The sequence below is a fragment of the Stenotrophomonas sp. 610A2 genome (assembly GCF_030549615.1).
In the GTDB taxonomy this organism is placed as follows: domain Bacteria; phylum Pseudomonadota; class Gammaproteobacteria; order Xanthomonadales; family Xanthomonadaceae; genus Stenotrophomonas; species Stenotrophomonas pigmentata.
In genome coordinates this window covers 2429769-2444480 of record NZ_CP130832.1, presented here as the reverse complement: position 1 = coordinate 2444480, position 14712 = coordinate 2429769, and the positions used below count along the sequence as shown (strand labels likewise).

13 protein-coding genes are annotated in these 14712 nt (G+C 61.1%); 11 read left to right on the top strand and 2 right to left on the bottom strand.

The features are described from left to right. Nucleotides 1-58 precede the first annotated feature (58 nt). From Q5Z11_RS10970 to Q5Z11_RS10920, 11 genes are all read left to right on the top strand, one after another. Nucleotides 59-3127, top strand: coding sequence for a TonB-dependent receptor (locus Q5Z11_RS10970; RefSeq protein ID WP_303746450.1), 3069 nt, complete (start codon nucleotides 59-61; stop codon nucleotides 3125-3127). Between the two features lie 23 nt (nucleotides 3128-3150). After that, nucleotides 3151-4599, top strand: coding sequence for a CehA/McbA family metallohydrolase domain-containing protein (locus Q5Z11_RS10965; RefSeq protein WP_303746449.1), 1449 nt, complete (start codon nucleotides 3151-3153; stop codon nucleotides 4597-4599). A gap of 335 nt (nucleotides 4600-4934) precedes the next feature. Then, entirely contained in the window at nucleotides 4935-5840 is a 906-nt protein-coding gene (ku, locus tag Q5Z11_RS10960) for a non-homologous end joining protein Ku (RefSeq protein WP_303750017.1), read from the top strand. A gap of 7 nt (nucleotides 5841-5847) precedes the next feature. Then, entirely contained in the window at nucleotides 5848-6471 is a 624-nt protein-coding gene (locus Q5Z11_RS10955; protein ID WP_303746448.1) for a GIY-YIG nuclease family protein, read from the top strand. Nucleotides 6472-6625: 154 nt separating this feature from the next. Beyond that, nucleotides 6626-7651 carry a ligase-associated DNA damage response exonuclease gene (locus Q5Z11_RS10950; RefSeq protein ID WP_450097592.1) on the top strand — a complete coding sequence of 342 codons (1026 nt, stop codon included), beginning with the start codon at nucleotides 6626-6628 and terminating at the stop codon, nucleotides 7649-7651. Next, entirely contained in the window at nucleotides 7651-9255 is a 1605-nt protein-coding gene (locus tag Q5Z11_RS10945) for an ATP-dependent DNA ligase (RefSeq protein WP_303746446.1), read from the top strand. Before Q5Z11_RS10950 ends, Q5Z11_RS10945 begins: the two co-directional genes overlap by 1 nt. Then, on the top strand, nucleotides 9252-11738 hold the full coding sequence (locus Q5Z11_RS10940) for a ligase-associated DNA damage response DEXH box helicase (protein WP_405051589.1): 2487 nt from the start codon (nucleotides 9252-9254) through the stop codon (nucleotides 11736-11738). Before Q5Z11_RS10945 ends, Q5Z11_RS10940 begins: the two co-directional genes overlap by 4 nt. Next, on the top strand, nucleotides 11731-12369 hold the full coding sequence (gene pdeM, locus Q5Z11_RS10935; RefSeq protein ID WP_303746444.1) for a ligase-associated DNA damage response endonuclease PdeM: 639 nt from the start codon (nucleotides 11731-11733) through the stop codon (nucleotides 12367-12369). The genes Q5Z11_RS10940 and pdeM overlap by 8 nt, the downstream gene beginning before the upstream one ends. Nucleotides 12370-12632: 263 nt before the next feature. Further along, nucleotides 12633-12881 carry a hypothetical protein gene (locus Q5Z11_RS10930; protein ID WP_303746443.1) on the top strand — a complete coding sequence of 83 codons (249 nt, stop codon included), beginning with the start codon at nucleotides 12633-12635 and terminating at the stop codon, nucleotides 12879-12881. A 242-nt stretch (nucleotides 12882-13123) separates the two neighbouring features. Further along, complete coding sequence (locus Q5Z11_RS10925) at nucleotides 13124-13369, top strand: hypothetical protein (protein ID WP_303746442.1); 246 nt, start codon at nucleotides 13124-13126, stop codon at nucleotides 13367-13369. A 452-nt stretch (nucleotides 13370-13821) separates the two neighbouring features. Continuing rightward, on the top strand, nucleotides 13822-14103 hold the full coding sequence (locus Q5Z11_RS10920) for a DUF3247 family protein (RefSeq protein WP_303746441.1): 282 nt from the start codon (nucleotides 13822-13824) through the stop codon (nucleotides 14101-14103). Between the two features lie 13 nt (nucleotides 14104-14116). On the opposite strand, the gene Q5Z11_RS10915 is transcribed toward Q5Z11_RS10920, so the two are convergent. Together Q5Z11_RS10915 and Q5Z11_RS10910 are read right to left on the bottom strand one after the other, a co-directional pair. Beyond that, on the bottom strand, nucleotides 14117-14356 hold the full coding sequence (locus tag Q5Z11_RS10915; protein ID WP_303750016.1) for a hypothetical protein: 240 nt from the start codon (nucleotides 14354-14356) through the stop codon (nucleotides 14117-14119). Between the two features lie 55 nt (nucleotides 14357-14411). Beyond that, nucleotides 14412-14621, bottom strand: a complete 210-nt coding sequence (locus Q5Z11_RS10910) for a hypothetical protein (RefSeq protein ID WP_303746440.1) — start codon at nucleotides 14619-14621, stop codon at nucleotides 14412-14414. Nucleotides 14622-14712 lie beyond the last annotated feature (91 nt).

Sequence of the window (14712 nt, the reverse complement as noted above, 5' to 3'; positions counted from 1 at the left end):
GGGAAAGCAGGAACAAACCTGTTCTGTGACCACCGCCATTCCCTCACTGGATCCCACGATGCGCCGCACACTGTTCCTTTCCATTGCTCTTGCACTACAAGTCACCGCCACCGCAGCTGCCAACGCTGCAGAGCCTGACCGCGTGGCCAGCGAAGCCATCGCTTCACAGCCCTTGGACATGGCGCTCAACGCCCTGTCGCGGCAGACCGGTCTGCAGTTCGTCTACAACGCCCAGAGTGCAGGCAATCCGCGCACGCAAGGCGTGCCAGCGGGACTGAGCGCGAATGCGGTGCTCACCCGCTTGCTGGCCGGGACAGGGCTGCGCTATCGCTACCTCAACGCCACCACGGTCACCATCGAAGCGCAGGATCCGGCTTCACCTGCTCCTGTCTCCGCGTTGGCGGTACCGGCTGCAGTGACAGCACCGGAAGCGACATTGGCCCAGAGCGGCGCCAGCGCCCCTGCAGCGGAAGCCGCCAACCTGGAAACCATCCAGGTGACCGGCAGTTACAGCCGCAGTCTGGAGCAGGCGGTGGACATCAAGCGAGCCACGGTGGGGTTCTCCGACTCGATTGTCGCCACCGATGTGGCTGACTTTCCGGAACAGAACCTTGCAGAAGCCCTGCAGCGCGTCCCGGGTGTGACCATCGAGCGCAGCAAAGGCCTGGGTACAAAGGTCAATGTGCGCGGCCTGCCTTCGGAGTACACCCACGTTTCGATCAACGACCTGGCGACGGCTTCCGGTAGCGGTGGGCGTGATGTGGAGTTCGACATGTTCGCCTCGGAGATCATCCAGCAGGTGACCGTGCAGAAGTCCCCAACCGCGGCAGACGAGGAGGGTGGTATTGCCGGGTCGGTGAAGATCTCAACCGCGCGTCCATTCGACTACAACGAGCGCAAGCTGGTGTTCTCTGCCGAAGGTGCGCACAACAGCATCTCGGAAGAGGTGGACCCGCGCTTTGCCTTCCTTGCCGCGGATACCTGGGGCGATTGGGGTGCGCTGGTGTCGTACTCGCAGTCCAAGCGTACCAACCGGACTGATTCGACCTCGGGCATCAACTTCCGCCCATCCTCCCGTTTCCTGACTGCGTCCGGCACCCGCGGTACGCAGGCGCAGGCAGTGCTGCTGCGCGATGCCGGGATCAATATCACCAACCGCAATGACGCCAACCAGACCAACCTGGTGGTGTTCCAGGACAAGGTTGGTGACCGCGTCTACCTCAACGAGCAGGACAAGTGGGGCGCGACCGGCTCGTTGCAGTACAAACCAAGCAACAACTTCAGCCTGACGTTCGACGCGATGGTCGGTGGCTATGACAGCACCGAGGACGAATACGATGCGGCTGCGTATTCCGCTTCCAGTCGCAGCACCTTCGATACCATCCACGAGTACGACGCGACCACGCTGTCCGAATACGGCATGGTGGTACTGCGTGACGTCTCTTACACCGCGACCCAGCACGAGATGCTGAGCAAGGAGCGGATAAACAAGACCGACTACAGCCAGTACAGCCTGGCGTTGGACTGGAAGGGTGACAGCTGGTCGGTGGACGCCCTGGTTGGCTATTCCGGTGCGGAGAAGACCTCGGATTCCTCCAACCTCAAGCACGTTGCGTATGCACCCTCACGCACCCGCTGGAATGGCAGCAGTGGCGAGACGATTCCAACTGCTGCGGCGGGCAGTTTCGACATGTACAACGATCCCAGCCGTTACCTGTTCGAAGCGTATGAGACCACGCTGGAGAAGGTGAAGGACGACAAGTACGCCGGCCAGGTCAATGTCACCCGTTTGCTGGAGATGGCCTTCCTGCCAGCCCTGCATACGGTCAGGTTCGGTGCACGCTATACCGACCGTTCCAAGCAGCGCCAGTACGGGGAGCTGAAGATCACCGGCCCCACTGCCGGAAGCGCCGCATGGGTCAATACCCGCACGATGGCTGACAGCCCGCTGGAGTACATCGACGACATCGTTCCGGGTGGCAGCTACTCCAACAAGGGACTGAACTGGCAGCAGATCTCCAACGCGTACGCGCGCAACGCGTTCCGCTACGACGGCTTCTACACGCCTTTTGACCCGGGCCAGTACTACCAGGTCGACGAAAAGGTGATGAGCTTCTATGCCATGGCCGACTTCGCCTTTGACATCGGCAGTGTCCCGTTCACCGTCAACGCCGGCGCGCGCTACGTGGACACCAAGGTTGATTCGTTCGGCTACCATCCCATCCAGCTTCCCAATGGCAGCACCGGCTATACAGACAGCCCGGTATCAAAGGACGGCAGCTATGACGACCTGCTGCCCAGCTTCAACATGACCGCCGAGCTTTCTTCGGGTCTGTTGCTGCGAGCGGCCGCCTCCAAGGTGATGATGCGCCCGGCGCTGACCGATATCGCTTACAAGCGCACCGCCAGCTGGAGCTCCTATCGCTTCACCGACGGCAACCCGGCGCTGAAGCCGACCTATGCCAAGCAATGGGAAATTGGCCTTGAGAAGTACATGGACAACGGTGCGCTGTTCGCCGCCAGCTACTTCCGCAAAAATATTGACGGTGTAGTCATCAACGCGCTGACCGGCGTGGTCGAGGACGTGGCGGTGTACAACGCCAACGGCAGCCTCAATGGCATCTACGACTTTGATGTGTACCAGCCGGTCAACGCCAAGGGAGCGTACGAAGTCGACGGCATCGAGCTCGTCGCGCAGCTGCCGTTGAACATGTTCACACCTTGGCTGGATGGTTTCGGCATCAATGCCAACTACACGATGCTGGACAGCTCGCTGGCCGGTGAGTCTGCCCTGGGCATCCGCACGCCGATGCCGGGTTTGTCGGAGAAGACCTGGAACTTCACCGCGTACTACGAGAACGATCGCTTCGATGCCCGCGTTTCGTACAACCACAAGGATGAGTACGTCGAGTCGATCGGTTACAACCTGTACCCGATCTGGCGCGATGCCTATGGCCAGATGGATGTGTCGATTGGCTACCGCATCACTGACAACATCAAGATCAGTCTGAAGGGCATCAACCTCACCAACGAACGCACCAGCGGCTACACCATGGACCCGTCGTTCCCGACCATGGATGAGACCTCCGGTCGGCGTATCAGCCTGGGTCTGCGCGCGGACTTCTAAGCAACGGTTCACGCGTATGCGGCATGCAGACTGGCAACTGTCCGCATGCCGCCCTCACGCTTTTCAGAGGCAATGCAATGAAGAACTTCCTGATGCTGATGCTGGTGCTGCTTACAGCGCCGGTCCCCGCGCTGTGTGCTCCCGCGTCGGTGCCAAGCGATACGGATCGCCAATGGCTGGCCGGCGACCACCATGTGCACAGCGAATGGAGCGTGGATTGGGATCACAGCACGACCCCGCCGACGCCTGTGCGTGGTGGTGACTCACCCTACAGTCGCAGCCACAACGCCTTGCAGGCCAAAGCCTTCGGTCTGCGCTGGATGGTCCATACCGATCACGGTGGCCCGGGCCACTCCGCGGTCACCCGCGACCATGCGTATCCTGCCTTGCTTCGCGCACGTGCCGAAGTGCCGGAGGTGATCCAGTTCAATGGCATGGAATTCGATGTGCCGGCAGGCGAGCACGCCTCGCTGATCATTGCGCCCGGTCCGCAGGAAATGGACCAGCTGGTCACCGCTGAGCGGGACTTCAGCCGCAGCGAGCCGCTGCAGGGCAGCCGCGACACCGAAGCGCAGATGCAAGCGGCACTTGCCTACCTGCGTGACCTGAGCCCAGCACCGCTGATGTTCATTAACCTCCCGTCGCGTACCGCAACCGGCCTGGGCGAGTGGGGGGAGGTAACCCCAGACGAGCTGCGCGGCTGGCATGCCGCCGCGCCGAAAGTGCTGGTCGGCATGGAAGGCGCACCGGGGCATCAGGCCATCCGCTCCGAGCGCGGCCTGTATCGAAACGCCGATGCCCCAACGATGGGTGGCCACGATCAGATGACCGCGCAGGTGGGTGGGGGCTGGGACCAGATGCTGGCGGATGGCACTCGATTCTGGATAACGGCCAACTCCGATTCGCACGTGAATCTGCGCGACGGCGGACGCGACTACGACCCCGGGGAGTACAGCAAGACCTATGTGCTGGCGCGTCCCGACGCCGAGGATATCCTCGATGGGTTGCGCCACGGCCGGATGTTCACGGTCACGGGAGACCTGATCGACGCACTTGAGTTCAAGGTGACGGATGGAAACGTCACTGGATCCATGGGCGATACGGTGACGCTGGCCGCCTCACAACCGATGCAGGTGGAAGCGCGGATGCGTCAGCCAGCAAGCGCCAACGCGAACGGACAGCACCCGGTGCTGAAGCGCATCGAGCTGATCGTTGGCGAAAAGGGCGAAGACGGAACCCTGAAGATGCAACGGCGTGGCTTCGACATGACAACATGGGTGGTTGAAGGTGAGTGGATCGTTGCGCGCTGGACTCTGCCTGTACCTTCGCAAGGTGGGTTCGTGCGGGTGCGAGGCAACAACACCGGGGCCGTCGAAGCGCTGGTGGACGAGCCTGGAGAGGATCCGTGGGAGGATCTGTGGTTCTATTCGAACCCAATCTTCGTTGGCGTTGCGAGGGACGAGCGAACTTAGGCAAACCCGCGCCCTCGGGAGGGAAAAGCAGCTCATGTGGCGGTGGCAGAGGCCTCGCTGTCTGAGAAGAGTGGCTCCCGCTGTCCTTTATGGCTGAGCGTGGGAATTGTTCGAAAATTGAGCAGGGACGCGTCATGGAGGTAGAGAACGCGTTGTCATCTGAAAATAGCTACGAGGTAAAGTCGCCGGACGACGGGATCTGCAAGTGTTTTGCTTCTGACTTCGCTGACCTTCCCACGTATTCAGTATTCCAGTACTCGTTGCAGACACTTCTTCACAGAAAATTTAGGCGGACTTCGCCAGCGTTGGATTTCACTTTCATCGACCAGGTCGCCATGGCACGCCCTATCTGGACTGGAACCCTGTCATTTGGCTTGTTGAACATTCCTGTTTCGTTGATGTCTGGCGAGCGGCGCGTGGATCTGAGCTTCCGCATGCTGGATTCCCGCGACAAGAAGCCCATCCGCTTTGAAAGGGTCAACGCCGATACCGGTGAAGAGGTGCCCTGGAAGGATATCGTCAAGGCATTCGAGTACGACAAGGGCAGCTATGTGGTGGTCGAGAAGGAGGATATTGCTTCTGCTGCGCCACAGACACATGAGTCGGTTGATGTGGAAGCCTTCGTCGACCGGGCCGAGATTGGCATGCGGTTCTACGAGAAGCCCTACATCTTGGTGCCTGGAAAGAAAGCGGAAAAGGGCTATGTGCTGCTGCGTGAGACACTGAAAAGCACCGGAAAGGTTGGCGTCGCGCGGGTAGTCATCAGGACGCGTGAGTATCTGTGTGCCGTTGTTCCTGAAGGTGATGCGCTGGTGCTGATGATGCTGCGTTACCCGCAGGAACTGGTCGAACCGGACGACTACAAGCTGCCCACCGGTAAACCCAGTGACTATCGCATCGCGCCGAAGGAAATGCAGATGGCCAAGGACCTCATCACATCCATGGAGGCGCATTGGAAGCCGGAGACGTATCACGACGAGTTCCGCACACGCTTGGAGGCGATCATCAAGAAGCGCATCAAAGCGAAAGGTGCAACCACGAAGATCGTGGAGCACGAAGCGGAGAGTCACGAAGACGCCGCCACCAATGTCGTTGACTTCATGGCGCTGCTGCAGAAGAGTCTGGAGAGCAATCGCCGTACACCAGCCAAGAAGAAGTCGGCAGCCAAGAAACCGGTCAGGAAGACGGCCACGAAGGTAGCGAAGAAGACTGCGAAGAAGGTGGTACGCAAGTCGTCTTGACAGCGCTATGAGCAGGCGAATCGTTCCATTTGAGGGGTTGGGTACGGGCCCACGAGGACGGACGTATCTCTACGCATTTCCCGTTGCTGGTGAGGATTTTGGCAAATTGGGCATTGCGCGGGATCCTCTGGTTAGGTTGCAGGCATTCTCCCGCAGGTATTACGACTTCTTCGATTTGACGCACGGCTGGTTGGTGGAGGCCGAATCCATAGGCGAAGCGCGTGGCTGGGAAACGCGCTTGAAGCGGCTATTGAGACTCCATGCAGCACCCGCGCCAATCGAAGTGCCTTCGCGCGCAGGCGGCAGTACGGAGTGGTTTCGCGGTGCTTCCCAGCAGCTGGTTGACGCACGGGAGCAATTGGCGGCGGAGGGATTTCGGGTTCATGCGCCGTTGTCGACCTGGGTTGCCGACCAGTTGCTGCCCTGGCGTGATCAACTGGACGGCTTGGAGCGTCGCTTGGTCGCACAGCTGGGGGCCGTCGAGAACTGGCCTGCGGCGTGGGCCCATCCGCTATTGGTCGCGCTGCGGGACGCGTTGGATGCCTGCGCAGTGATGCGGCTTTCGCTGGACGGCGCGGTCTCTCCGGCGTTGCAGGCTTGGCACAGGCGCAACAGCCTATCGCCGTCATGATCGGAGATCATTCAAACGCTCAGTCAGCCGCGATCTCGGCGCTGTTGGTCGCCAACTATCAGAACGGCCTCAATACTCCGGACCTATGGCGTTGTTTCTGCGTGACGCGCGAAAGGATGGGCCTCATCACGCCTTACCATCGCCATGGCACATTGTGGTCAGCTCAATCGCAGGAACGTGCGTGGCGAACGGCGATCTCATCGTACTGAGGCCTGAGGGCATGTATTGCCCGGCAGGTGACTTCTATATTGATCCGTCCAGGCCGGTCGGGTGTGCGGTCATTACCCACGGACACGGCGATCACGCGCGGCCAGGGATGGGGAGCTATCACCTCGCTTCCGCCAGCTTGCCTATCCTGGAATGGCGCCTGGGTATCCAACACTACGTCTGCCATGCCTACGGCGAGCCTTTCAGGTTGGGGGCGGCGACGGTGTCGTTGCATCCAGCGGGTCATGTACTTGGCTCTGCCCAGATAAGGGTCGAGGTGGACGGGGAGGTATGGGTCGCATCCGGCGACTACAAGCGTCAGCCTGACCCGACCTGCACGCCGTTCGAGCCGGTGCGCTGCGACACGTTCATTACCGAATGTACGTTCGGCTTGCCCATCTATCGCTGGCCTGAAACCTCAGCGGTTATCGCCGAGATAGCGGCGTGGCGCGATGAATGTGCTGCGCATGGCGAAGCGGCCATCCTGTACTGCTACGCCTTGGGCAAGGCGCAGCGGGTGCTTGCCGAGCTGCTGGCGCTTGGGGAGACAGCCCCGGTCTGGCTGCACGGTGCAGTGGATGCGGGAGTGCAGGTTTATCGACGCGCCGGCGTTGCCATGATTGAGACTCAGCTCGTTGCAGACGAAGCACGCGGAGCGGAGTTCGCCGGGCGTCTGGTCATCGCACCACCTTCAGCGGCAGGCAGCAGCTGGCTCCGCCGCTTCCGGCGTGCCCAACAGGGTTTCGCGTCAGGGTGGATGCAACTGCGCGGAAACCGCCGCCGTGGCAACTATGACCGGGGCTTTGTCCTGTCCGATCATGCAGATTGGCCTGGGTTGTTGCAGACCGTGCAGCAATCCGGGGCGCGCCGTGTGATTGCTACCCACGGCAGTACCGACTCCTTGGTAAGAGCGCTCAATGAGGGTGGGCTGACGGCGACTACCTTTGCCCTGCTGCGAGGCGAGGAGGACTGATGCGCGCATTTGCTGCGTTGTACCAGCGACTGGACCGCAGCACTTCGCTGCTGGAGAAGCGCGCCGCATTGGTCGACTACTTCCGCGGAGCGCCAATTGGAGATGCGGTATGGGCGTTGTGGTTGTTGACCGGCGGAAAGGTCGGTGGCGCGAAAGCGCGCATCGCCAGCAGTGCCGAGCTGCGGGAGTGGGTGGCACAGGAGAGCGGACTGGCGGATTGGCTGGTGGAAGCCAGCTATGAGCAGGTGGGTGATCTGGCGGAAACACTGGCCCTACTGCTGGATGAACCCGTCGATGTAGCGGTGGATATAGGGTTTGGGGAATGGATCCAACAGCGCCTCCTGCCGGCGGCCAACGCACCGCCGGAACAGCGCCGGGCGGTGATAGTCGGCGCATGGCGGCTACTACCGATGCGTGAACGGTTTGTCTTCAACAAGCTGCTGACCGGCGCGTTGCGAGTCGGGGTATCACAGGGCTTGGTGCAGCAGGCATTGGCGGAATTGACGGGACTGGATGTTTCGCTGGTAGCGCAACGCATGCTTGGCTTCAGCTCGCCGACCGTGGGGTTCATGCAATCGTTGCTCGCAGGCGGGCCACAGCCCGGTGATACCGCCTTGCCCTATCCCTTCTTCCTGGCCTCCCCCCTGGAGGGCGAAGCCGACTCATTGGGGCCCATCGACGATTGGTTACTGGAGTGGAAGTGGGACGGGATTCGTGTGCAGCTGATCCGCCGTGGCAGAGACATAGCGCTCTGGTCACGCGGGGAGGAGCGCATGGACGGGCGATTCCCCGAGATCGAGGCGGACCTGGCCCAGCTAGGCCCGGATGCCGTCATTGACGGCGAGCTGCTGGCTTGGCGCGGCAATGAGGACAAGCCCATGCCATTCACCGCGTTGCAGACCCGCATCCAGCGGCGCAGGCCCGGGCCGAAGGTGCTTGCACAGACACCAGTGCGGGTGCTGGCCTATGACCTGCTGGAGCTGGATGGGCAGGATCTGCGTGAACGGGAACTGCAGCAGAGAAGGCAAATGCTGGCCGAACTGGTCAGAAGACACGGCTCGCCGCTGTTGCAACTCTCTCCGCAGATCCAGGTAAAGGATTGGCATGTGGCCGCGCAGCTGCGCGACGAAGCGCGCCAGCGCGGAGTTGAAGGCTTCATGCTCAAGCGCCGTCAATCGCCGTATCGACACGGGCGCAAGCGCGGTGACTGGTGGAAATGGAAGGTGGAACCGCTTACCGTCGACGCGGTGATGCTCTACGCGCAGAGCGGTCATGGGCGGCGCAGCACCTTGTACACCGACTACACGTTTGGCCTTTGGGATGGTGACAAGCTGGTACCGATTGCCAAGGCGTACTCAGGTTTGAGCGACAAGGAGATCCTTGAACTTGATCGTTGGATACGAGCGCATACCACCGAGCGCTTTGGCCCGGTACGCGCGGTTGAGCCGCTGCAGGTGTTCGAACTGGGCTTCGAGGCGGTCAATCTGTCGGCGCGGCATAAGTCGGGGGTGGCAGTTCGCTTTCCGCGCATCCTGCGTTGGCGCCGCGACAAGCCTGCCAACGAGGCCGACGTGCTTGAGAACCTGCGCGTGGTGGCGCAGTGAGCGCCGGCCGCGTTGTTGGGATAAAGCCCTTCGAACAGCCATTGACGCAGTGGTTCGCGCTGCGTGGCTGGAAACCTGCCCCGTTCCAGCGGGAGGTCTGGCGGCGCTACCGGGAGGGTCAGTCTGGCCTGCTGGTGACGCCACCCGGCAGCGGCAAGACCCTGGCGATGATCGGCGGCCCCTTGCTGCAGGCGATGATGGAACTGCAGCCGATTGAGGAGAGGCGGGCGCGACGTCCGCGCACTGCCCAGGCGCGCGTGCAGGTGTTGTGGATCACGCCGTTGCGTGCGCTGGCCAGTGACACGGTTCAGGCCCTGCGGCAGCCTATCGAGGGGTTGGGCCTACCATGGACCGTAGCGATGCGTACCGGCGACGCCAGCGCTCGCGACAAGCGCCTGGCACGGCAGGGGAAGGCGGATGTGCTGGTGATAACCCCCGAGTCATTGGCGCTGCTGCTGAGCTATCCCGATACGCTGGAACAGCTCGTCCATCTCCAGGCCATCGTTGTCGATGAATGGCACGCCTTGCTGGACAACAAGCGTGGAGTGCTGTTGCAGCTGTGTTTGGCCAGACTGCGAGATCGGCGGCCTTGCGTGCGCATCTGGGGGCTGTCCGCGACGCTGGGCAATCTGGAGCAGGCACGACAGGTGCTGCTTCCGCATCTACCCGATGCTGCGCTGGTACGCGCTGCGGTACCGCGGACCTTGCACATGAAAACCCTGCTGCCATCGCAGGGTGAACGCTTTCCGTGGGCAGGCCACCTTGGTCTGTCACAGGTGCAGGCAGTGGTGGAACAGATCGCGCAGGCGCGGACCACCTTGTTGTTCACCAACACCCGCGCCCAGGCAGAGCTGTGGTACGAGGCATTGCAGGCGGTATGGCTGGACGATGACGAAGAGCTTGCGCTGCACCATGGCTCGCTGGATCCGGGCCTGCGCCGGCAGGTGGAGCAGGGCTTGCGGGAAGAGCGCGTGCGCTGCGTGGTAGCTACATCGAGCCTTGACCTTGGTGTTGATTTCCCTACGGTGGACCAGGTCATACAGTTGGGAAGTCCCAAGGGCATGGCGCGGTTGCTGCAACGCGCTGGACGTTCGCGGCACCGGCCGGGTGAGGCAGGGAGCATCATCTGCGTACCCACGCATGCGCTTGAACTGGCCGAGTTCGCGGCGGCGCGGCAGGCGCTGCGTGCAGGCGACGTGGAGTCGCGGCGGCCGCTGGCAATGTCGCTGGATGTGCTCGCCCAACATTGCGTGACGCTCGCGTTGGCGGACGGCTTCGATTCTGATCAGCTATTGGCAGAGGTGCGGACAACACATGCTTTTGCCGAACTGTCACCCGACGACTGGACGCAGGTGCTGCAGTTCATCACCCAGGGCGGTAACGCCTTGCAGCACTACCCTGAATATTGTCGGGTCATCCGCGATGCGGATGGTATCCATAGGGTGATTGATCGCCGTGTAGCCCTTCGCCACCGGCTTTCCATTGGCACGATCAGCAGTGATGGTGCGCTGCTGGTACGCATGGCACGGGGTGGCGCGCTCGGCAGCGTGGAAGAGAGTTTCCTGTCCCGTTTGCGGCCGGGTGATCTCTTCCAGTTTGCCGGCCGTACTTTGCGCCTGCTGCGTTTGCAGGACATGACCGCCTATGTGCGGCCAGCCAAGCAGGGCGGCGGCGTGGTCCCACGATGGCAGGGCGGGCGAATGCCGATGTCCACGGATCTGGCAGCACATATGGCGGAGGTGCTGGCCAATCCACCAGTGACGCCCGAACTGCAGGCCTTGCGCCCGTTGCTGGTGCTGCAGTCCCGGCTGTCCGCGATGCCAGACCACGGCCAGTTGTTGGCGGAGCAGATCAAAACGCGGGAAGGCTTGAACCTGTTCCTGTATCCATTCGCTGGCAGGGCCGTGCATGAGGGGCTCGCGGCCGTGCTTGCATTGCGCTGGAGCCGGCAAGTAGCGGCTACCTTTTCCTTTTCGGTGAACGACTATGGGTTGGTGGTGACGGCGACTTCGGCCCCGGCGTTGGATGACGCCACGCTGGCCAATCTATTGGTGCCCGACGCGCTGCTGCAGCACTTGCAGGAGGCAGTAAACATGAGCGAACTGGCACGAAGGCAGTTCCGGGAGATTGCCCGGGTGGCGGGACTGTTGCCACCGTCAATTCCGGGTCGCGCCCTGCGGAGCCTTCGCCAGCTGCAGGCATCGAGCAGCCTGCTCTATGACGTGCTCCGTCAATATGACCCCGGACATATCTTGCTGCGTCAGGCTGAACGCGAAGTTCAGGAGCAGCAATTGGACGTGGTGACGCTGCAGCGGGTGGTGAATGAGTGCGCTGCCCGCACGCTGTTGCTTACCCAGCCACGTACGCTGACGCCGCTGTCTTTTCCGCTCTGGGCCGAGTCCAGGCGTGGCAGCTTGAGCAGTGAGGATTGGAAGCAACGGGTCCGTCGTGCAGCACAGTTGCTGGAAGCAAGGCATGGTTGAACGCCTGCAAATGGTGCTCGCAGGGGAGCCGGTCATACTGCTTGCGGACCGGGCGCTTTATTGGCCAGCGCGACAAAGGCTGATCGTGGCGGACCTGCATCTTGGCAAGGGTACGGTGTTGCGTCGCGCTGGAATCGCCGTCCCCAGCGGTGGTACCCGCAGTGACCTTGCGCGTCTGGCCAGCTTGCTGGACACGACCAGGGCGGCTTCGCTATGGATTCTGGGTGATTTTCTTCATGGCGCACCCTCGCAGGGCAGTGACGTGGCTTGGCAGCAGTTCCGCAAACTGCACTCGCAGGTGGCGATGGCTGTCGTGCCGGGGAACCATGATCGCGCCCTGGATGCCGGAACCGCGGATGTGGAGCTGATCCCCGACGGTACCTGCGATGGTCCTTTCGTTTTTCACCACGCGCCTGCCGAGTCGGGTAGGGCGCCTGCTTATACGCTGTGCGGCCATCTGCATCCGGTGCTCAAGCTGCCTGCCATGAGAGCGCATCCACTGTTCTGGATCGGCGATCAATGCACCGTCTTGCCAGCATTCTCACTGTTCACTGGCGGACTACGGGTCGAGCATGGCCAAGCGCGCGGCAGCGTGCTGTGCAACGGACAGGATCTTGTGAAGCTTGAGTGATGACGGCACTGGCCAGGGCTCCGGCGTCAGTCGTTGGACAGCGACCAGCCTGTCGTACTTCAAGTTCATCGGTCGTCATTGAGGCCATCGGCACTCGCGGCTGCGATAACAGCGAAGCAACCTTCACTCGACGCGGAAAAAATTGGATGAGATCACAGATCGATGGCTTTTCAAGGCGTTTTTTCCCGATCTTCACATGCGCGATCTTATATACGATCAGCCGGAGAACAGGGGCAACATCAGGAGGCCAAGCTGTGAAAAGCATGAAACTCTATCTGGAAGGGCCAGGACGAGAAAGGCGTCCTGTCAAGGTCGTTTCGACAGAGAGAAAAAGCTTCAGAACCATGCTGGATGTCCCAGGCAGGCGCGCAGTAGCCGCCGGCTTGGGTCGCATGGTCGAGGTGAATACCTTGATGGATGAAGAGGGAAACCTTGCACAGCAGATCGATAGCGAGGGTTTCAGATACAGGTTCAGTGGATCTGAATTACCTTGGTCATTGATCGTCGGTTGATTATGGCGGGCCCCGGGAGGGGCCCGCTTTTCTTGCTCAGGTCACCAGCGTCGCAACGCGGAAGGGCGATTGGAACTACAGATGCAGGTAGCTGAGTCCGAGTGCCAGCGCTCCCACATGAACGGCAGCCCTTTCTAAACGACGATATCCGGGTGATCGCAGTCCGGCGCTGAATTCAGGCACCTGTTTGCTGTATACCAGTGAGGCTAGTACAGGGTGGATCCCGCATAGGGAGAAGTATCTTGAACGGATTGAGCATGTTCCTGGAGGGTCCAGGGCTGGAACGTCGCGCAGTGCAGTTGCTGCGAACCGAACGCGTTCCGCTTGATACCTTGCTGCATCACGCGACAAGCAGGGCGGCGGTAGCGTTGATCGATCTCCATATCTTGATTGACAACCGGGGCAACGTCGCCACGCAGATCGACCATGAAGGCCTACGCTATCGCTTTCCCGAATCCAACGCCCCGTGGGCGTTGATCGTCGGCTGAAATCCATATCGTGCTGCTGAAACGTGATCAACGGCTGGCGTGGGCCGCAACCCCGACCCACGCCAACCGGGTCAATCGGGCGCTTTCGCAGGAACGAATGGAGACACCGGGTCGCTGGCCGGGAAAGTTTCCTCCAACGCCTCATCGTGATTTGAACTCTCATGATCTTTGCGCTTGCGACGCTCATGGCTAGACTCAGGGCAGTCACGTTCCTCGGAAGGCTCTGGTGGGTCCTTGCGGTCTCGTATCATCTTGTTGGCTCCCATAGTTGAACGGTGCCTGCAACGACACTGCGTTGCTGGCAAAAGAAATCTGATCTACGTGCTGCTAGCAACGCGTGGAGAACTTGCAGGGCGTTGTGAAGAGAACGCTCATTAATGGGAACCTGCTTTTATTCAGCGTTAGCGCCTCCCCGCGTAGGGTCGCAGCAAATTCGAACAGAGGATGCAGCGATGGCGCGCACGGCACCGCGGGTTCATACCGCACAAGCAGACATAGAACAGCTCAAGGCCTTGCAGTTGGCGCTTGATGCAGAGCTTGTCGTGGAACTTCGCATGAAGGACGGGAGGGTATTGAGGGGCACGGTGACTGAGCGGCCCGCTGTGCAGCAGTTTCGCGGCCCTGATGAGCGCGAAGGAACCAATGGCCAGGTTCCGCTGGATGTGCCTGGCGAAGGCGTCCAGTTGCTATGGCTGGATGAAATTGAGCACGTAACGCGCTTGGGCAGCAATTGATCAATGTGCGCGGTCACCAGCGCATTGCGCTGGTGCGCCTGCGCTTGCGACGTGACACCCATTGACCCGCCAGCGCAGTCAGCAGCAGGCAACTGTTGGTGACAACGAAGATCGCGTTTCCTACCAGGACGGAATAGATGATGAAAAGCGTCGAAGCAGCTGCCTGACCGACGAACAACCAGGTGGAGATCGTCTCCGGGTGTTCAGCATTGGCCTGTTTGACGATCTGCCGGATCAAGGTAGCCAATAAAATCCCCGAAGCCGCCTAGCCCACGCATTCTGTCAGCAGTTCCTTGTCCATGGTCAGTTTAGACAAAGAGCCCCGTTTCGGTGACGCCTAGTTGCACTGCAAGCCTGGCCAGCTCATTGGCAGCGGCAGCCCCGTCACCCTGCTGCGAGACGGTGTCCAGTATGTCGCGATAGGCTTCCCAGAACTCTGGCCCGCTACCGTGCCGTTGATGCGATGCATTCAGACGCATCCACTGTTCGGTTGAAATCACCCGTGCGCTGAATTCCATGATCAGACGGCCTGGATGAGCGATGCCAAGGCTGCGCCAATTGCAAAGCACAACAGGGCGGTTCTTCGCGGAAGAGTCCGTGCAGCGATCA